Annotated in this window: 15 protein-coding genes and 1 pseudogene; 8 read left to right on the top strand and 8 right to left on the bottom strand. The window is 62.2% G+C overall.

Annotated features, from left to right (window positions below; genetic code table 11):
* Window positions 1–68 precede the first annotated feature (68 nt).
* From VLU25_05830 to rsmA, 6 genes and pseudogenes are all read right to left on the bottom strand, one after another.
* A complete protein-coding gene (locus VLU25_05830; GenBank protein ID HSR67442.1) occupies window positions 69–992 on the bottom strand; it encodes a branched-chain amino acid transaminase in 924 nt (307 codons plus the stop codon).
* 69 nt (window positions 993–1,061) lie between these two features.
* Window positions 1,062–2,009 (bottom strand): VWA domain-containing protein, encoded by a 948-nt coding sequence (locus VLU25_05825; GenBank protein ID HSR67441.1) that lies wholly within the window; start codon window positions 2,007–2,009, stop codon window positions 1,062–1,064.
* A 134-nt stretch (window positions 2,010–2,143) separates the two neighbouring features.
* Window positions 2,144–3,115 carry a VWA domain-containing protein gene (locus VLU25_05820; GenBank protein ID HSR67440.1) on the bottom strand — a complete coding sequence of 324 codons (972 nt, stop codon included), beginning with the start codon at window positions 3,113–3,115 and terminating at the stop codon, window positions 2,144–2,146.
* A gap of 32 nt (window positions 3,116–3,147) precedes the next feature.
* Window positions 3,148–5,403 carry a DNA translocase FtsK gene (locus VLU25_05815; protein ID HSR67439.1) on the bottom strand — a complete coding sequence of 752 codons (2,256 nt, stop codon included), beginning with the start codon at window positions 5,401–5,403 and terminating at the stop codon, window positions 3,148–3,150.
* Window positions 5,404–5,449: 46 nt separating this feature from the next.
* Window positions 5,450–7,117, bottom strand: a complete 1,668-nt coding sequence (locus VLU25_05810) for a ribonuclease J (protein HSR67438.1) — start codon at window positions 7,115–7,117, stop codon at window positions 5,450–5,452.
* A gap of 14 nt (window positions 7,118–7,131) precedes the next feature.
* Window positions 7,132–8,001: pseudogene (rsmA, locus tag VLU25_05805) on the bottom strand (16S rRNA (adenine(1518)-N(6)/adenine(1519)-N(6))-dimethyltransferase RsmA).
* A 31-nt stretch (window positions 8,002–8,032) separates the two neighbouring features.
* On the opposite strand from rsmA, the gene trxA reads away from it, so the two are divergent.
* From trxA to VLU25_05765, 8 genes are all read left to right on the top strand, one after another.
* Window positions 8,033–8,377, top strand: a complete 345-nt coding sequence (gene trxA, locus VLU25_05800) for a thioredoxin (protein ID HSR67437.1) — start codon at window positions 8,033–8,035, stop codon at window positions 8,375–8,377.
* Window positions 8,378–8,502: 125 nt separating this feature from the next.
* Window positions 8,503–9,801 (top strand): adenylosuccinate synthase, encoded by a 1,299-nt coding sequence (locus tag VLU25_05795; protein ID HSR67436.1) that lies wholly within the window; start codon window positions 8,503–8,505, stop codon window positions 9,799–9,801.
* Window positions 9,802–10,037: 236 nt separating this feature from the next.
* Window positions 10,038–10,373, top strand: a complete 336-nt coding sequence (locus tag VLU25_05790; GenBank protein ID HSR67435.1) for a PadR family transcriptional regulator — start codon at window positions 10,038–10,040, stop codon at window positions 10,371–10,373.
* A 1-nt stretch (window position 10,374) separates the two neighbouring features.
* Window positions 10,375–13,029 carry an ABC transporter permease gene (locus VLU25_05785; protein ID HSR67434.1) on the top strand — a complete coding sequence of 885 codons (2,655 nt, stop codon included), beginning with the start codon at window positions 10,375–10,377 and terminating at the stop codon, window positions 13,027–13,029.
* A gap of 59 nt (window positions 13,030–13,088) precedes the next feature.
* Window positions 13,089–13,319, top strand: coding sequence for an antitoxin (locus VLU25_05780; protein HSR67433.1), 231 nt, complete (start codon window positions 13,089–13,091; stop codon window positions 13,317–13,319).
* Window positions 13,316–13,768 (top strand): TA system VapC family ribonuclease toxin, encoded by a 453-nt coding sequence (locus VLU25_05775; protein ID HSR67432.1) that lies wholly within the window; start codon window positions 13,316–13,318, stop codon window positions 13,766–13,768. The genes VLU25_05780 and VLU25_05775 overlap by 4 nt, the downstream gene beginning before the upstream one ends.
* A 667-nt stretch (window positions 13,769–14,435) precedes the next feature.
* Window positions 14,436–15,257 (top strand): nucleotidyl transferase AbiEii/AbiGii toxin family protein, encoded by an 822-nt coding sequence (locus tag VLU25_05770; protein ID HSR67431.1) that lies wholly within the window; start codon window positions 14,436–14,438, stop codon window positions 15,255–15,257.
* Between the two features lie 635 nt (window positions 15,258–15,892).
* On the top strand, window positions 15,893–16,543 hold the full coding sequence (locus tag VLU25_05765) for a hypothetical protein (GenBank protein HSR67430.1): 651 nt from the start codon (window positions 15,893–15,895) through the stop codon (window positions 16,541–16,543).
* Here the strand turns inward: VLU25_05765 and VLU25_05760 are convergent.
* Window positions 16,540–17,496 (bottom strand): IS1 family transposase, encoded by a 957-nt coding sequence (locus VLU25_05760; GenBank protein HSR67429.1) that lies wholly within the window; start codon window positions 17,494–17,496, stop codon window positions 16,540–16,542. The two genes, VLU25_05765 and VLU25_05760, sit on opposite strands and share 4 nt — an antisense overlap.
* Window positions 17,497–17,679: 183 nt before the next feature.
* Window positions 17,680–17,996: hypothetical protein (locus VLU25_05755; protein HSR67428.1), on the bottom strand; the 317-nt coding region annotated here is incomplete at its 5' end.

Here is a 17,996-nt window from a genome sequence, read left to right as displayed (position 1 = left end):
TGTTCGCAATTAGTACGGTCGGGAGACATTTGGAAGTTCGACGTTCGCAAGTCGAATGTCGGACCTGGTCAGCCTACCGGGGTGAGCCATCGGTGACGGTCGGCCACCTTGCCTTCGACGATCTCGAAGAAGGCCTTTTGCAAAGCCTCGGTCACGGGTCCCCTGCGGCCCTCGCCTACGGGACGGTCGTCGATAGAGCTGATCGGGGTGATCTCGCAGGCGGTCCCGGTAAAGAAAACCTCGTCGCACAGATAGAGCATCTCGCGCGGCAAGGCCTGCTCTTTGACGGTGAAGCCCAGCTCGCGCGCCAAGGTGAGGACGCAATCGCGGGTAATGCCGGGCAGAATGGCGTGGACCAGCTCGGAGGTGTAGATGACGTCGTCGCGCACCAGGAAGAGGTTCTCGCCGCTGCCCTCGCTGATCAGGCCCTGAGTGTCCAGGGCGATGCCTTCTTGGTAGCCCCGCGCCTCCGCCTCCATCTTGACCAGGACGCTGTTGAGATAGTTGCCGGCCGCCTTGGCGATGGTGGGAAAGGTGTTGGGAGCGGCCCGGTTCCAGGAACTGGTGCAGACCTTGACGCCCTTCTCCTGCGACTCCTCGCCCAGGTACTTGCCCCATTCCCACACCATGATGAAGGACTGGATCTCGGCCAGCTTAGGATTGACTCCGATGGCCCCCTGACCGCGCAAAATGATGGGACGGATGTAGCAGGCCTCGAGCCGGTTGGCCTTGATGGTCTCCAAAATGGCCGCCTGGAACTCCTCGGGAGTGAAGGGAATCCGGGTGCGGTAGATGCTGCAGGAATCGTAAAGGCGGCGCACGTGTTCAGGCAGCCGAAAGACCTCGGAGCCCCGCGAGGTGCGGTAGCAACGGATGCCCTCGAACCAGGCGGTGCCGTAGTGTACCGAGTGGGATACAACGTGGATGCGGGCGTCGTCCCAGTCGATCAGCTCCCCGTTGTGCCACACCTTGTCGGCTCGGATTTCACTCATTGCGCAAAGGATAGGGAGGGGTGAAGGCAGAGTCAAGCCGAAAGAGCGGGCCCGCCCGGAGGTGCGGCTCTACTTGGCGTAGTATCCCTTGCGGACGCGCACCTTGAGTCCGTCTTCGCGGGCTCTTTCCAGCACCACGTCCACATCGCGCCACTCTCCGTCGCCTAGAGGCCGCGAGGGCGCGTAGGCGATGCGGTATTGGTTGCGCAGGTCGCTGGCGATTTGAGGAAAGATCTCGTCCAATTCTCGGATGTCCTCGGGGAAAAAGGCCTGTCCGCCCGTGTACTCGGCGATTTGGGTGATGTCCCTTTGCACTTTTTCGCGCTCGCTGGCCCCCTTGAAGACCCCGAACAACCCCTTGTCGTCGCTCAAGTCGTCGGCCAGAAAGGCCACGACATAGATCTGGGTGTCGGCTTCGCGGACTTTCTCCAGCAACTCGGGCTGCTGGTAATAGCTGTCTTTGTCCTCTCCGTCCGTGAAAACCAGCAGAGCCTTCTTCTGCTCGCTGCCCTCCCGGGCCTGGTCGACGGCCAGATAAATGGCGTCGTAAAGAGCGGTTCCGCCTGAGATGATGATGTTGTCGAGGGCGTCGCGGATGTCGGCCGGGTCGCGGGTGAAGGTCTCCTCCAGCGAAACCTCGTTCTTGAACTCGATGAGGAAGAGTTCGTTCTCGGGATGGTTGGCGTCGAGGAACTTCGAGGTGGCCTGGTTGACCCAATCGAAGCGCCCTCGCATCGATCCGCTCGAGTCCATCACGATGCCGATGGTGGAGGGGACGTCGTCAAGGCCGAAGTAGGTGATCTCCTGCTCGACCTTGTCTTCGAAGACGCGGAAACGGTCCCGGCCCAAACCGGCCACCAGGTGGCCTTCCTGATCGTAGACCGAAACGTAGAGCACCACCTGCTCCACCGACGCCTTGAAGCGAGGTGTCTGATCGGAACCGGAAGTGTCTTGACCCAGGGCCGGCACCCCGATCAGGGCCGCCGCCGAAGCCAAAATAAGTGTCCTGCCAAACACGGAGAGTACTTTATACATGCGTTGTTCTGAGATGCAAACCTGCAGGCGATGTTTCAGGCTTCGCGCCACGCGCTTCGCCAATTCCCAAGACCCGGTTTCCAACTCGCAAACGAAGGGAACTTGGAACCTGCGCGCTAGCGCCTGGGAGCGTAGTAGCTGGTCCTGTGGCGGATGCTCAGGCGCGGCAGTCCCTCGGGAGGATCGACGCGCACCTCCAGGTCGCGGTACTCATCGTCGCTGGGACCGGCGTTGGAGTTGAAGCCCAGCACGTACTGATGACGCAGTTCCGAATGGATGTAGTCGACGTAGTAGCTCAACTGCTGAAAACTGCCCGGATAGAAGATGCGTCCGCCGCTGATATCGGTCAGCCTCTTGAGCACGCTGACCCCGTAGCCCGCTTCTCCCCGCTCGGCCAGGGCGTAGATTTGGGCCTGGGCCTCGGCGGCCACTTCAGCGATGTCTTCGAAGGTGTAGCGATCTGAATTGGTCTCGCCGTCTGAAACCACGATCAGCGCCTTTTTATCGAATTGTCCCTCTTCGATTTTCTCCAGGCCCAGGTAGATGGCGTCGTAGAGGGCGGTTTGGCCGGTGGGCTTGGTCCAGGCGATCTTGTTGACGATCTCCTGTCGGCTGCTGGTGAAGTCCTGCACCAGTGCGGAACGCTGGTTGAAGGTGATGAGGAAGTACTCGTCACGGCTGTCGCCCTGGTCCATGAAACGCTGCAAGGAAGACCGGGCCGTGGCGATGTTGTCCTTCATGGAGCCGCTGGTGTCCAGGATCAGCCCCACGCTGACAGGACTGTTGGAAGTGCCGAAGTAGACGATCTCCTGTTCCACTTTGTCTTCGAAGACCCGGAAGTCCTCTTTTTGCAGTCCCGTGATGAAGCGGTTGAGCGGATCGGTGACGGTGGTGCGCACCAATACCAGGTCCTGGCTCACGCGGATGCGCGGTATTTGCTGGGTGCCGTCCTTCTTGGACTCGACCACGCGGTCCTGGGCGGTCAGGGGGTAGGCGAAGGAAAGCAGCGCAAGGCAGGCCGGCAGGCCGGCCGCAAAACACTTGCAGACAATTTGTCGCAGGGATCGGCTCAGGGACATCACGGTCATTTGGATTCAATCCTGCCACAAAAGTATCAATGTCAGTCGCGTTGATCGACTTCCTTGAAATAGTTGGCCTCGACCAGCACGTCGCGGGGCTTGGTTCCGTCGGGGGGCGACACCAGCCCTTCGTGCTCCATCATGTCGAGCAGACGGGCGGCGCGTCCGTAGCCGATGCGGAAGCGCCGTTGCAGCAATGAAGTGGAGGCCTTGCGGGTTTCCACCACGAAGCGGGCTGCCTCGTCGAAGAGATCGTCTTCCATATCGCCGATGTCGACCAGTCCGCTCTCGTCTTCTTCCTGGCTGTCCAGGATTTCCTCCTGATACTGAGGCTGGGCTTGCTCGCGCAGGAAGGCGGTGATTTTAGCGATTTCTTTTTCGCTCACGTATGGACCGTGCAACCGCACCAGGCGCGAGGTGGAGGGAGGCAAAAAGAGCATGTCGCCCATTCCCAAAAGGCTCTCGGCCCCGTTGCCGTCGATGATGGTGCGCGAGTCGATGCGCGAGGAGACGCGGAAAGACATGCGGCAGGGGAAATTGGCCTTGATGAGTCCGGTGATGACGTCCACCGAGGGCCGCTGGGTGGCCAGGATGAGGTGGATGCCGATGGCCCGGGCCATCTGAGCCAGGCGCGTCAGCGAGGCTTCCACCTCTTTGCCGGCGGTCATCATCAGGTCGGCCAGTTCGTCGACCACGATGACGATATAGGGCAGGGGAGTGCATTCCTCGGCCCCCTGGGCCTCCAGCTCGTCCCCTTTCTCCCGCATCAGGGCGTTGAACTGGGCGATGTTGCGGACGCCGTGACGGGCCAGCAGCTTGTAGCGCTGCTCCATCTCGTTGACCGCCCAGGCCAGCGCGTTGGAAGCCTTCTTGGGATCGGTGACGATGGGGGTCAGCAGGTGGGGGATGTCGGCATAGAGCCCCAGCTCCAGGCGCTTGGGATCGACCATGATGAATCGCACCTGGGAAGGCTGGGCCTTGTAGAGAATCGAACAGACCATGCAGTTCAGGCCCACGCTCTTGCCCGATCCGGTGGCGCCGGCGATGAGCAGGTGAGGCATGCGGGCCAGGTCGGCGAGGTAGGTGGTGCCGTTGATGGTCTTTCCCAGCGCCAGGGTGATGGGTGACTGGGCTTGGTGAAAGGCTCCCGAAGCCAGGATTTCGCGCAGGAAAATGGTCTGGCGGTTGTCGTTGGGGACTTCCACTCCCACCGTGTTCTTGCCGGGAATGCGGTCGATGCGCACCGACTCGGCTTTCAGTCCCAGGCACAGGTCCTGCTCCAGGCTGGTGACCTTGGAGTACTTGACTCCGGCGTCGGGCTTGTACTCGAAGGTGGTGACGACGGGTCCGGGATGAATCTGCAGCACGTTGCCGTGGACGTCGAACTCGGCGTACTTGTTCTTGAGCTGCTGGGCCCGCGTGAGCAGGGCGGCCTTGTTGATGTGAGCCTTTTCGTCGGCTTCGCGCAGGAAATCGAGGGAAGGCAGTTTGACCTCGCGTCCCTCGCTCAACTCGGGAAAGAGCGGATACTCGTTCTTGCCCTTCTTGCCTGAGAGGCGGGCGGCGTACTCCTCTTCCAGCTTGACCTTGGGCTGCTCTAGCGAGCCGCCCAGCGCCTCTTGATCGGACGGGCCTTCCCAGGGGGCTTCTTCTTCGATGGGTATGGGCTCGGGAGCCGCTGCATTGCCCTCGCTCCGGCCCCGGGTCTGGCCGGCTGCGTCCCGTTTCAGCAGTGAGTGGCTGACCCAGGAGGGCAGACGCCAGCGGCGGGCGCCCAACCACTCCAGCCAGGCATCCACCGAAAGGCGGGTGGTGGCCACCAGGGTGACCAGGACGGCAGCCAGTACGATGAGGAGCGAACCGGGCCGGTTGAAGTAAACCAGCATCTTTTGAGCCAGCACCGAGCCCACGACCCCTCCGGGAGAGAATCCGGCAGGCTGGGGTGTTATCGATTGCAGCAGGCTGAGTCCGGTAGCCAGGGCCGCCAGCAGCACGGCCAGGGCCACCGCCTTGAGCTTGAGTCCGCTGAGCGGAGCGCGGCCGCGCAAGCGCCGATAGCCCAGCATGAAGAAGACCAGCGGCAGCAGCAGCGCAGGGAAGCCCAGTACTTGATAGAGGCTGTCGGCCAGCCAGGCGCCGAAGCGTCCCGCGTAGTTGGCGATGTCGCCGGCCGGCGAGGAGACGTTCCAGGAGGGGTCCTGCGAGCTGTAGCTGAACAGGGCCAGCACCAGCAAGCCCGCTACCGCCATCAGCGAGAGGCCGTAGAGTTCGTTGAGCTTCTTGACTTGCTCCATCATTTCACCACCTGGCCGTCATTGTAGCCTGTTCGCGGGCCCCGAGTTGCTATATTTCCAGAGTCACCGGCAGGATCATGGGACGCTTGCCGGTCTTCTTGCGCAAGAAGCGCTTGAGGCGTTTGCGCACTTCTTCCTTGAAGAGGTCTTCGTCGCGCAGTTTCTCGGCGTCGGTCTCCTCGATGGCGTCGATGACGATTTGCTTAGCCGCTTCCAGCAGGTCTTCGGCGTCCTCCATGAGGACAAAGCCGCGGGAGATGATCTCGGGATCGCCGATCAGTTCGCCTGCGAAGCGGTCCATGCGCATGAGCACCACCAGGAAGCCGTCCTCGGAGAGAAAGCGGCGGTCGCGCAGTACCAGTTCGTGGACTTCTCCGGTGTAGCCCTCGTCGATGAAGCGGCGTCCGGCGTGGACGTGGTCGACCACCTCGGCTTTCTCCTGGCTGATGCTGAGGACGTCCCCGTTTTCGATCAGGTGGATGTTCTCTTGCGGGATGCCTTGCTCGCGCGCCACCACCGTGTGTTCCTTCAACTGGCGGTAGTCGCCGTGGATGGGGATGAAGTAGCGGGGGCGGATGAGGCTGATCATCAGCTTGAGGTCTTCGCGGAAGCCGTGCCCCGAGGCGTGCACCTTTGCGTCCGAGGACATGACCACGCGGGCTCCGCGCCGGTAGAAATGGTCGACCATGGCGCCGATGCGCATCTCGTTGCCAGGGATGACGCGGGTGGAGAGGATCACCAGGTCGCCCTCGCTGATGCCGGCTCCCCGGAATTCGTCCAGGGCCAGCCGGCTCATGGCCGACATGGGCTCGCCCTGGCTTCCCGCCGCAAGGATGATGACCCGGTCGGGATCGAGGTCGCTGATCTGGTTGGTGTTGATCAAGATGTCGGTGGGCACCTTGAGATAGCCCAGATCGGAAGCGATGTGCAGGTTCTGATTGAGGCTGCGTCCCGCCAGGGCCACCTGGCGGCCGAACTCGCGGGCCAGGTCGAGGACGATCTGCATGCGGTGGATGCTGCTGGAGAAGCAGGAAATGACCACCTTGCCTTCGGCTTTGCGGAAAAGGCCCCGGAAAGGCTCCCACACCGAGTGCTCGGAAGGGCACAGTCCCGGAGCGTGAGAGTTGGTGCTGTCCGAGAAAAGGGCCAGGACGCCCTCTTCGCCATGGGCCGCCAGGCGGTGAAGGTCGCTGGTGATGCCGTCGATGGGAGTCTGGTCGAACTTGAAGTCGCCCGTCCACAGCAGCCGTCCGGCCGCGCACTGGATGGCGAAGGCGAAGGACTCGGGAAAGGAGTGGGTGACCCGGATCGGCTCTACCGTGAAATCGCCTGCCTTGACCGGCTTGCGGGCCTCCAGCGTGCGCAGTTCGACCTTGGAGTCGAGTCCGCGTTCCTTGAGACGGTTTTCCACCAGCCCCAGCGTCAGAGGACTTCCGTAGACGGGCACGTTGATCTCGTCCACGATGTAGGAAACGGCGCCGATGTGGTCCTCATGTCCGTGGGTGAGGAAGATGGCCTTCACTTCATCGCGGTGCTTGAGCAGGTAATCGATTTCGGGGACCACCACGTTGACGCCCAGCTCGCTTCCTTTGTCGCTGCGGGGGAAGGTCATTCCGGCGTCCACCAGAATGGCCGTATCTTTGCTGCGGAGGACCGAGCAGTTCATGCCGAACTCGCCCACGCCCCCCAAAGGTATGACTTCTATTGATTTGTTCATCGCTTAGGGGCGAATTATAACACCCGGCACAGACACAGAAAGGCCTGCAAATCGAGTTGTTCGGGGCGCAGGCGGGCTTCGATGGCGCAGGACCCCAAGGCCTGCCGGATGCTCTCGTCGTCGAAGGCTCCCTTGAGGTTGTTGTAGAGCGTCTTGCGCCGGTGGCGGAAGGCGATGCGCACCAGGCGGTGAAAAGCCTTGGCCTCCGGCGTGTCGGGACGGCGATCGAGCGGAGTCAGCGCCAGCACGCTTGACATGACTTTGGGCGGCGGACGAAACGATCCCGGACGCACGTCGAATCCCGTCTCTACCGCGAAGTGATACTGCAGCGAAAGAGTCAGCGAGCCATAGTCCTTCCCGCCCGGCCCGGCGGCCACCCTCCGGGCCACTTCCTTCTGGATCATGAAGACGGCGCGCTGAAACCTGTCCAGGCCCGTGATCATCTTCAAGAGTATGCGGGACGCGATGTTGTAAGGCAGGTTGCCGACGATTTTGACAGGCGCCTCCTCTACACTGTCCCCATGGTTGGAAGCGAGGCTGAGCGGGGCAAGTTCTTGCCAATCGAGAGAGAGAACGTCGCCCTCGACCACTTCCAGCCGTTCCTGCATCTCTTGCGCGATGCCTTGGCCCCGGCGCAGGCGTTCAGCCAGTTGAGGGTCGACCTCGACGGCGCGCACCCGGGCTCCGGCTTGCAGCAGGGCCCGAGTCAACTGTCCCGTACCCGGTCCGATTTCAAGGACCCGCTGGCGGGGACGGATGCGGGCGAAGCGGACGATTTTATGACAAATGTTCTCGTCGGTCAGGAAGTGCTGGCCGAGGGATTTATTAGGACGGACGCTCATGCGTAACGTCCGATATGGTAGCATGGGCTCGCCTGTGAAGGGCCTGCGCGGAACTCAGTTTGGAGGCAGATAAATGAGCAGCAACGTTCACGAAGTCAACGATTCCAATTTCAAGACAGAAGTCCTCGAGGCCGATGTGCCTGTGTTGGTCGATTTCTGGGCTCCCTGGTGCGGTCCCTGCCGCCAGTTGGCCCCCACCGTCGACAAGGTGGCCGGCCAGTACGGCGACCGTGCCAAGTTCGTCAAGCTCAACGTCGACAACAACCAGGAGACCTCGGCCAAGTACAACATCAAGGGGATTCCCACGCTGTTGCTTTTCAAAGACGGCGTCATCAAGGACCAGATCGTTGGAAACACCTCGGGCGAGAACATCTCCCGCATGATCGACAACCAACTGCAGGCTCGCCAGTCCGCCTGACATGGGGCTGAGCAGGCGCTTGTGATTTTGATTCAGCCGGGCCATCGAGGCCGTCGGGCAGCCGCTTGACCGGCGTCCGCCGGACTCGATGGCCCGGCTGTGTGTTGGGGCGGACGGACAGGGGAATGGCCAACGTAATCATTGTGGGGACCCAGTGGGGCGACGAAGGCAAAGGCAAAATCGTCGACCTGATCACCGAACGCTTCGACGTGGTGGCCCGCTACCAGGGCGGACACAACGCCGGACATACCGTCATCATCTCCGGCAAGAAGTACGTCCTGCACCTGATTCCCTCGGGCATCCTTCATCCCGACAAAGCCTGCGTGATCGGCAACGGAGTGGTCGTCAATCCCTTCGCGCTGCAGGAAGAGATCGAGATGCTGCCCGAGATCGATTTCCAGGGACGGCTCTTCGTCAGCAACCGCGCCCACCTCATCATGCCCTACCATCCCGCCGTTGAAGGCGGCGAGGAACGCCGCCTGGGACCCGACGCCATCGGAACCACCTCGCGCGGCATCGGGCCCTGCTACGAAGACAAGATGGGACGCCGCGGCCTGCGCCTGGGCGACCTTGAGCGTCCGGAGGCCTTCCGCAAGCGCCTCGAAGAACGCGTCCGCCTCAAGAACGAGGTGCTCAAGCACGTTTACGGCGTCCAGCCTCTGGACAGCGAGAGCATCTACCGCGACTACATGGAGCTGGCGCCCCAGATCCTGCCCTTTGTCACCGATACCGCCGAGTATCTCAACGGCGCCATCGCCCAGGGCAAGAGCGTCCTCTTCGAGGGGGCTCAAGGAACCCAGCTCGACGTCGACCACGGAACCTATCCCTTCGTGACCTCATCCAACGCCACCGCCGGCGGCGCCTGCGTCGGCACCGGAATCGGCCCCAGCCGCATCGACGGCGTCATCGGCATCGCCAAGGCCTACACCACCCGGGTGGGCAGCGGCCCCTTTCCCACCGAACTGACCGACGAGGTGGGCGAGCACATCGGCAAGGTGGGAGCCGAGTTCGGGGCCTCCACCGGACGTCCCCGCCGCTGCGGATGGTTCGACGCCGTGGTGGTGCGCTACGCCGCACTCATCAACGACCTCTCCACCCTGGTCATCACCAAGCTGGACGTCCTCGACGAGCTGGACGAGATCAAGATCTGCACCGGCTACCGCTACCGCGGCGAGACGCTGCGCTTCTTCCCCGTCGACATGGAGGTCCTCGACGACATCGAGCCCGTCTACGAGTCCCACCCCGGATGGAAGACCGACACCACCCGCATCCAGAACTACGACGACCTCCCCCGCCAGGCCCGCGACTACCTCAACCGCCTCTCCGATCTGATCAAGACCGACATCTCCATCATCTCGCTGGGCCCCGACCGCGACGAAACCATCATCCTGGAAGAAAACCCCCGCCTGAAAGCGTTGCTCTAGCTGTAGCGAGCGACCTCATACCGCCGAGGGCAATTGAGCCTTCACCGCGGTCGCTGAAACTTGACCCGTGTGTGAACTTGTTGGCCACCTAGTGGCCCTAGCCGAGCGCCTGGGAGCTCTTCTTCTCCTCAAGGGTATTCTCCACCAGGCTAAGAAAAAGTTCTTGTCGAGACAGGGCCAAGCTGCTATTATCAGGTTTCGATATATCAGATTTTGATAGTAAAGGGAATGCTTGTATGGCCACTCACAACCTGACCAGGACGAACTACTACATCCTGCTGGCTTTGTCCGACCGCGGACGTCATGGATTGGGGATAGCGGCCGAGGTCGAGCGTTTCACGGACGGTGAGATCGTGCTGGGGCCCGGACTTCTTTACGGCTCCATCAAGCGCCTGGCCGAGGAAGGGCTGATCGAGGAAGCCGAGGCCGGGGGCTGCGGGGGCGCCGATCCCCGGCGGCGTTATTACCAGCTCAGCGCGGCGGGACGGGCGGCTCTGCAAGCCGAGGTGAGCCTGCAATCGCGCATTTTGGCCGAAGCCCGGGCCAAGAAGGCAGCGGGGGAGTCGTCCTGATATGAAAGACCGGCGTCCGCTGTCGGAAAAGCTCTTCCGCGTTCTGCTTCGGCTCTATCCTTCCGCCTTGCGGGAGTCCTACGGCGACCCCATGACCGAGCTTTTCAAGGAGCGCCTGGGCCGAAAAAGGCACAGGGTCTGGGGGACGCTGGCCAAGGACCTCTTCAAGACCTGGATCCACCACCTGCGGACGGGCCGGCGGCCCCCCGGCGCGCCACTCAAGGGCCGCCCCGCGATCTACCTGCGCGATCTGACCTCGGACCTGCGCCTGGGAGTGCGGCTGGCCCTGCGCCATTGGCGCCATTCGCTGGTGGCGGTGTTGGCCCTGGGAGCAGGGGTGGGTGTGGCCACTTATGCCTTCGGCGTTTACTACGGGTCGTTCGGCCGGGGACTCCCTGTCTCTGAGCCCCAGCGCGCCGTTCACGTCTCGGCCGCCCTTCCTTCTCAGGGACGTCCTCATATGGACCTGGGCCTGGCCGACTTCTGGGAAATCCGCCGCGCCGCGTCCACCCTCGAGGACCTGGCCGCTTACTGCAGCGACCAAGTCAACCTGGCCAGCCCCGGACGTCCGCCTCAGCAGGTGGAGGCGCTCTACGCCACCGCCTCGCTCTTCCCCCTGCTGGAGGCGTCCCCGATGTTGGGGCGGGCTTTGCTGGAGCACGACCACCAGGCCTCGGCGCCCTCGGTGGCGGTGCTGGGATACGGGCTTTGGAGCAGCCGCTTCCAATCGCGGCGGGACATCGTGGGCGAGACGGTCACCGTCGACGGCGCCCCGGTGGAGATCGTGGGGGTCATGCCCCGCCACTTCAGCTTCCCCTGGATCGGGATGCAACTCTGGCTGCCCCTGCCCCTCGCGGACCACTCCTCCCCCTCAGCCGGCATGGGCGTAGACGGGCTGGGCCGCCTTTCGGAAGGGGCCGGCTTGTCGGCGGTCCAAGCCCAACTGGACGCGCTGGCTGAGAGTCTGCGAAATGCCCGTCCCGAGAGCCACCAGGGATACGAACTGCGCGTCCGCCCCTTTGCCCACGCCTACCGTTCGGCCACCATGATCACCCAGATGCGCCTCACCACCTGGGCGGGAGGACTGATTCTGCTGGTGGCTTTGGCCAATGTCTCCAACCTGCTGCTGCTGCGGGGCTACTCGCGGCTGCGCGAGCTGGGCCTGCGCCGGGCTCTGGGAGCGGGACGCGGACGCATCCTCCGTCAGTTTCTGGCCGAAAGCGCCGTGCTGGCGGTGTTGGGAGGCGCTCTGGGCGCTGTCTTGGCCTGGTGGGGATTGGGCTGGTACCAGGCCCAGTGGCCCGATGGCTACATCTGGTGGATCTTCAAGATGGACCGCTTGGCCTGGGTGGTGGTGCTGGCTTCGGTTCTCGCTGCCTGCGGGCTGGCCGGAGCCTTCCCCGTCCTGCAGCTTCGGCGCATGAATCTGGAGAAGCTGCTGCGCCAACGATCACGCGGCCACACGGGAGGCCGCTTCAGCCGCCTGGGCAGCGGATTCCTGGCCCTGCAGATCGGCCTGGGAGGAGCCTTGCTCTTTATCGCCGCACTGATGGTGCAGAGCGCCCTCAACCTCTACACCGTCGACTACGGATTCGCCATCGACGACGTCTTCACGGCCCGGGTTTCGCTGGACCGAAACAGCTATCCCGAGAGGGAGGACCGCTTGCGCTTCTGGGACGCACTGCAGCGCCGCGCCAGGACTCTCCCCGGCGTACGCGAAGCGGCGCTGGCCACCCAATTGCCCATGATCAGGCGGGGAGGAGGGACGCGCTTTGCCATCGAGGGAGAGAGCTACCCGTCCGACCGCTATCCTCTCGGCTATCGCGACATCGTGACTCCCGAGTTCTTCGCCGCCTTCGAAAAGAGCCTGCTGCGGGGACGCGGCTTCAGCCCGGCCGACAATGCCGATTCGGAACCGGTCGTCATCGTCAACGAAGACTTCGTGCGCCGGTACTTTGCCGAGGGACCCGTGCTGGGACGCCGCATCCGGCTGGGAGGCCCCGATTCCGAGGCTCCCTGGATGACGGTCATCGGCGTGGCCCCGCACATGTGGATGGACACCGACGTCAACGCCTTTCCGCAGGGAATGTACATCCCCCTGGCCCAGCACGACCCGTCCTCGATGAGCGTGGCCCTGCGCGTCTCGGGGCGGCCCGACGACTACATCGAACCCCTGCGCGACCTGCTCTTCGACATGGACCCCAACCTGGCCCTTCACGAGACCATGAGCATGCAGCGCCTCATCTACGGACGCACCACCGTCTACCGCCGCACCGCTCCTCAGTTCGTGGCCTTCGGCCTGGCCGCCCTGCTGGTGGCGGTGGTGGGACTCTACGCCGTCATCTCCTACATGACGCGTACCCGCACGGCCGAAATCGGCATCCGCATGGCCTTAGGCGCCAAGCGCCCCGACGTCCTGCGCCTGATCGTAGGGCAGGGAATCATCCCGGTGGTGTGCGGCCTCCTGCTGGGTGTGGCCACTTCGCTCTACCTTTCCCAAGGCATCTCCCGCTTCCTCTTCGAACTCGACCCCTGGGACTGGCGCGTCCTCGCCGCCTCTTTCGCCCTGCTGACCCTCACCGCCCTCCTGGCCATGACCCTCCCCGCCCTGCGGGCCACAAGAATCAATCCCACCCAAGCCCTCCGCTCGGAGTGACCCGGCGAACGAGCGCGGCGGCGTTGACATCGTGATGCTGTGATGCGATAATGCCGGCGATGAGAACAACCTTGCGGATTGACGACGACATATTGGAGGCGGCCCGCAGCTTGGCCAAGTCGGAAGAACGCTCCCTTGGGGAAGTCATCAGCGAGTTGGCGCGGCGTGGCTTAGCGCCATCCTCTTCCGCCATGGACCATGAGGAGGGCTTTCCCGTGTTCTCTGTGTCCTCAGGCGCCTCTCCCATAACTCCCGAGATGGTTCGAAAGGCCGAGGAGCCGGACAGTTGATATCACTCTTGGATGTGAACTTGCTGATCGCGCTGGCTTGGCCCAACCACATTCATCACGCTCTGGCCCTGGACTGGTTTCGCCGCCACCATTCGAGCGGTTGGGCCACTTGTCCTGTAACTCAAAGCGGTTTCGTTCGGGTATCGTCTAACCGGCGAGTCCTCGGTGAGGCCAAGACGCCGCGCGAGGCGATCGCTCTTTTGCGCCAGATGGCCAGGCTTCCGGGACACCGTTTTTGGACAGATGACATCAACCTGACGGAGGATTCCCCTGACTTCGATACCAGCCGGATACAGGGCTACCGGCAGGTCACCGATGCACACCTTCTAGCACTCGCCCTTCGCAACAAGGGCCGGCTTGTGACCCTGGACAGCGGCCTGCGCACCCTCGTGCCGAGGGACACGGAGACCGACAACGCCCTCTTCGTCATAGCAGCAGCCAAGTCCTAACGAAATTGTGCGCTACAAGCGATAATCGCCTTACATACGCCCAAATTCTGAGCCGATGAGTCCAACTAATCGGCTCACTGATCCCTAGTGCAGTGCGTCAGAGCGAGCCACCCTGTTGCGTTATTCCACGCTTTCAGCGTTCGTCCCTTGGCTGTCCTAAACCCAGGGTGGCGCCGCCGTCTCGCTTGCGCTCGCCGGGGCTGACCCTGGGCTGGCGAATCGCTCGCCTTCAGCGAGCCCGGACTTGACTTCTAACACAGTCGCTGAGCTGGCGAATCGCTCGCCTTCAGCGGGCCCGGACTTGACTTTTAGCACAGTCGCTGGGCTGGCGAATCGCTCGCCTTCAGCGGGCCCGGACTTGACTTCTAACACAGTCGCTGGGCTGGCGAATCTGTCCCTTTCAAGGGACAAGAAGCGGAGGGGCCCTGGCTCAGAATTTATGACCGGCAGCACTAGTATTCTCTCCGTCTCATCTGCGGGGCCGTTATACTCTGATGGCTATGGATGACGAACTGCGCGCTCTCGTGGACGAATACAGGACGCGCTGCCTATGGTTCTTGCGGCCTGACTTTTACCCGGAGACCCGCGAATCGGCGCTGCGGACTCTGCGCTACATCGAAAAGCATGGAGACCGGGAGGCGTTTGTGCGTGCGGGAAGGATTCGACAATGGCTCTCAGCCAAATCCAGCGAGCCGTCTGCCAGCTCTTAGCCCAGCATCGCATCAGCTCCGGAGAGAGCTACGTGACGGGCGGCGTTGCGCTAAGCGAGTTGTTGGGAAGCTCTCGTCTTTCCCAGGATATCGACCTCTTTCACGACACCGAGGAAGCGGTCGATGCTTCCTGGGAAGCCGACAAGACCCGTCTTGAAAAGTCGGACTATGCAGTTCGCGCCTTGCGCCATCGGCCCGGATTGGTTGAAGCCGAAGTCAAGAAAGGCGATGAGAGCGTGCGCGTGGAGTGGGCGCGGGACAGCGCTTACCGCTTTTTCCCCCTGGTTGAGCATCCCCTGCTTGGGCTTGCCCTCCATCCATTCGACCTCGCCACCAACAAGCTGTTGGCCTTGGTCGGCCGCCGCGAGGTGCGCGACTGGGTCGATGTCCTCCAATGCGACCGCGCTCTGCAGCCCTTGGGATACCTGGCCTGGGCCGCCTGCGGCAAAGACCCAGGCTTCTGCCCCTCGTCCATTCTGGAACACGCCCAAAGAATGTCCCGGTTCGCTCCCGAGGAACTGGCGGAGTTGGCCTTCGCCGGCCCTCCTCCGGATGCCGCGGAGCTGGCAAGAAACTGGCGCTTGGCGATGGACGCGGCCCGCAGAATCATCGAAGCCCTCCCCAGCGACGAGGTCGGAACCTGCGTCCTCCTCGGCCAAGACCTGTGCCGCCTAACGCCCGAGGAGATTCCGAGGGCCTTGCAGCGCCAAGAACTCCGCTTCCGCACTGGCAGCATCCGCGGCGCCATGCCCACCGTCCGCCCCGCCGCCCCCAACTAGTGCAGCGCCTCAAAGTCGAAAGAACCCCGAAGGGGTGCAATCTGTCAGCCCCCTCCTTCGCCGAGGCTTCGGAGGGCAGGCAGGTAGCAACCCCGAGGCCAATCTGAATTCAGTTAGGATGCAGCATGGCCCAGACTTTATACGCGAAGAACTAGCCGGAAGCGCTCCCGGAATGGTGGGAGGCGCATCCTTGCGGCGATCCCCTCAACGCTACGAGGCAGCAAGCCGTTGGAAACGTGCACCATCCTAGGTCGGTAGTGGTGGACTTTGTGTTGATGGGGGGTCGGACGGTTCAGCGAAGTTGGGCCACGCGAGCCTTGACGTGCCTTAGTCTCTCTTCGATCAGTCGGATGATGTGATGGCTCACGGTGGGGTAAAGATCGCCCCTGGTATTCGTGAAGTCGTCTAGCGCGAAATCCAAGTGGGCGCATCCAGCCCCGTCGTACAGAAACCTGAGTTTGACGGAGTCGTCAAACAACTGGGTATCGAAACCCCAGTTCGAAGCAAAGATTCTTACCCTGGAAGGCTTCGAATGCCGAGCCGACGACTTTGCCTTGGAGAGATTTGATGCTCATGGTTCGATTATACGGCAAGGGATATTGCGGCTGCTGGCCGCTCAGCCTAGAATCTCCCAAATGGCGGACTTCCGGCAAGCGGCAGCATTCTATCTCCTCGTGGTCAGACAGGCGTGGCGAGAGTCTTGGAGATTCATGATGGGTGAGAAGTGGCTGTTGAAGATCATCGCGGTCGCGACTGCTGCGGGCGGTGCAGTTGGAGCAGCAGCCTATGCGGAAGGTGGCGAGTTCGACTGGCTGAGGTTCGTGCAGATTGTGGTCATCGGCACGCTCCTACCAACGATAGTGATTGCGCTCGTTTGTTTGTTCTTCGTGCCGGGGAAGCTGTACGGCGAGCAGCAGTCAAAACTGGCAGCCTTTGAGCAGAAGCGGCAGGACACGATTGAAGAGTTGTTCGACCTCGTTAAAGTCGGCGTCGATATTCAAAACAGGCCCTGCGACGTTGCTTCCGATGATCCAGAGGCTCTGAAGCAATGGGTGCAGCAGTACTACGATGATCTCAATGAATGGTGGTGGCAGGAAGTGTTTCCCCGCATGCTGGCCTTGAACCGCGTGGCAGCAAGGCGTTTCGAGATCGTAGGCGACTTTGACGACAAGCGGTTGCCCGGCATCGACAGGCGCCACGGCAAGTGGCGAAGCTTCATTGCCGAGAGGCTAGACAACATCAAGGAATTCATTGACCGCGTGAGCGCACAACAACCAAACGCTTAACCTAATCCCAGCAAGTCCTCGACACCCCACAGCGAGTCTACGATCCCTGCTTCCATCGCCTGAGTCACGCCAAGAGTCTGATGAACGCGGGTGAAGTTGTAGGCGGCGACGTGGAGGCTCACCGCGTCCCGCAGATTCGAGAACTTCTTCGAGAAGCCATTAGTCAACCGCGTAAACCGCCGCATCGACATCCTGAAAGTCAGATTCGACCGTTCCACATGCGAAGTGCAGATCATTCCCCGGTCGGGATTCCCGAAGATCACGCGCTTGAGGCTGGCTATAAGCCCGCTGGGGGAGTAATGCTCCCGGCCCTCATCCGTCTTGCCATGGTACATCTTCATCAGTTGCGCATAGTCGATTCCGTTCCCGAACACATCGGCCACGGTCCTGATGTAGGGCTCGAAGCCGTCAGAGGAAAGCTGGGGCCGCGTCTTCCGGCCCAGCGTGTCGGCCAGCTTGCCGATGAAGCGGAACGTGGTGCGCTCATCCCGCTTGCCCAGTGCAAAGCAGGGAATGACTTTGGACTCTGGATCGATGGCGACGAACGTGTAGCAGTCGCCGTACTCGAAGGGATCGCCGGGGCGAAGCCGCTTCTGCTTTTTTTGGATAAAGCTCCAAAGCTCATCGACCTGGATCTGAGCCAGGTCCAGGTTTCGCATCTTCTCGGCCATCACTTCGCGGCAGCGGACGGCGACGCGGTTGAGCAGCCGCAGAATGCTTTTCTTCGAGACGCCGGTAAGACGGGCCGTGGAGCGCACCGAGCAGCCCTCCAGCAGGCAGTTGACGGCGAGCAGGGCCTTGGCCTTGTCGATCCGCCCAATGACCGGGTGGTCGAACTTACGCTCGCTCCAGGTGCGTTTGCACGTCTTGCATTGGAAGCGCTGGCCACCGTCGTAGCGCTTCCCGAACTTTCGGGTTTCATCCGATTCGCAGTAGCGGCATGGGGGAGTCATCGCTTGACCTCCAAGAGCGCGATGACCCACAATGAAGGGTGCAATGTCGGCGTGAGCAATCGCGCTGATTCCGGCCCGCTGCGGTGCGCCAACACCCGGCGGGCCATGCTTTTTCTTGCTTCAAACAACCATACCCCAATTGTACTGTATCCGATTCAGTACGTCAAGGGTTCGGGGTGTTTTCTAGCTCTTTTTCTGGAGTCTATTGAGGTAGGTCCGTATCTCGCCCAAACTCCCGTCGTCAGCGAGACAGAAGCGCTTGACGGCATCGGCCGGAAAGCCCTCATCGATGGACTTGGCGGCGTTCTGAAGCCGCTTGAGGTTCGCGCCTTTCAAGGCGTTCCTGCCCTCGATCCACATGAAGATGGTCCGCTCGCCGCTCAGTCCCATCAGCTCGGCCAGTTCGCCGCGCGTCAGGTCCAAGTCCTGGCAGACGCGGTTGACCAACTTGGCCGCCTCGTTCGCTGCTGGGCGGTGCTGTAGACGTTCAGGCATAACAC

The organism is Acidobacteriota bacterium (assembly GCA_035471785.1).
Lineage (GTDB): Bacteria > Acidobacteriota > UBA6911 > RPQK01 > DATIPO01 > JANQFM01.
This window is presented reverse-complemented; position numbering and strand designations above follow the sequence as displayed.

Bases quoted from the DNA above. Each gene is read 5' to 3' on its own strand.
- VLU25_05830 (HSR67442.1), bottom strand. From the start codon at position 992: ATGAGTGAAATCCGAGCCGACAAGGTGTGGCACAACGGGGAGCTGATC.
- VLU25_05820 (HSR67440.1), bottom strand. From the start codon at position 3,115: ATGACCGTGATGTCCCTGAGCCGATCCCTGCGACAAATTGTCTGCAAG.
- VLU25_05815 (HSR67439.1), bottom strand. From the start codon at position 5,403: ATGATGGAGCAAGTCAAGAAGCTCAACGAACTCTACGGCCTCTCGCTG.
- VLU25_05810 (HSR67438.1), bottom strand. From the start codon at position 7,117: ATGAACAAATCAATAGAAGTCATACCTTTGGGGGGCGTGGGCGAGTTC.
- trxA (HSR67437.1), top strand. From the start codon at position 8,033: ATGAGCAGCAACGTTCACGAAGTCAACGATTCCAATTTCAAGACAGAA.
- VLU25_05795 (HSR67436.1), top strand. From the start codon at position 8,503: ATGGCCAACGTAATCATTGTGGGGACCCAGTGGGGCGACGAAGGCAAA.
- VLU25_05790 (HSR67435.1), top strand. From the start codon at position 10,038: ATGGCCACTCACAACCTGACCAGGACGAACTACTACATCCTGCTGGCT.
- VLU25_05785 (HSR67434.1), top strand. From the start codon at position 10,375: ATGAAAGACCGGCGTCCGCTGTCGGAAAAGCTCTTCCGCGTTCTGCTT.
- VLU25_05780 (HSR67433.1), top strand. From the start codon at position 13,089: ATGAGAACAACCTTGCGGATTGACGACGACATATTGGAGGCGGCCCGC.
- VLU25_05770 (HSR67431.1), top strand. From the start codon at position 14,436: ATGGCTCTCAGCCAAATCCAGCGAGCCGTCTGCCAGCTCTTAGCCCAG.
- VLU25_05765 (HSR67430.1), top strand. From the start codon at position 15,893: ATGGCGGACTTCCGGCAAGCGGCAGCATTCTATCTCCTCGTGGTCAGA.
- VLU25_05760 (HSR67429.1), bottom strand. From the start codon at position 17,496: ATGACTCCCCCATGCCGCTACTGCGAATCGGATGAAACCCGAAAGTTC.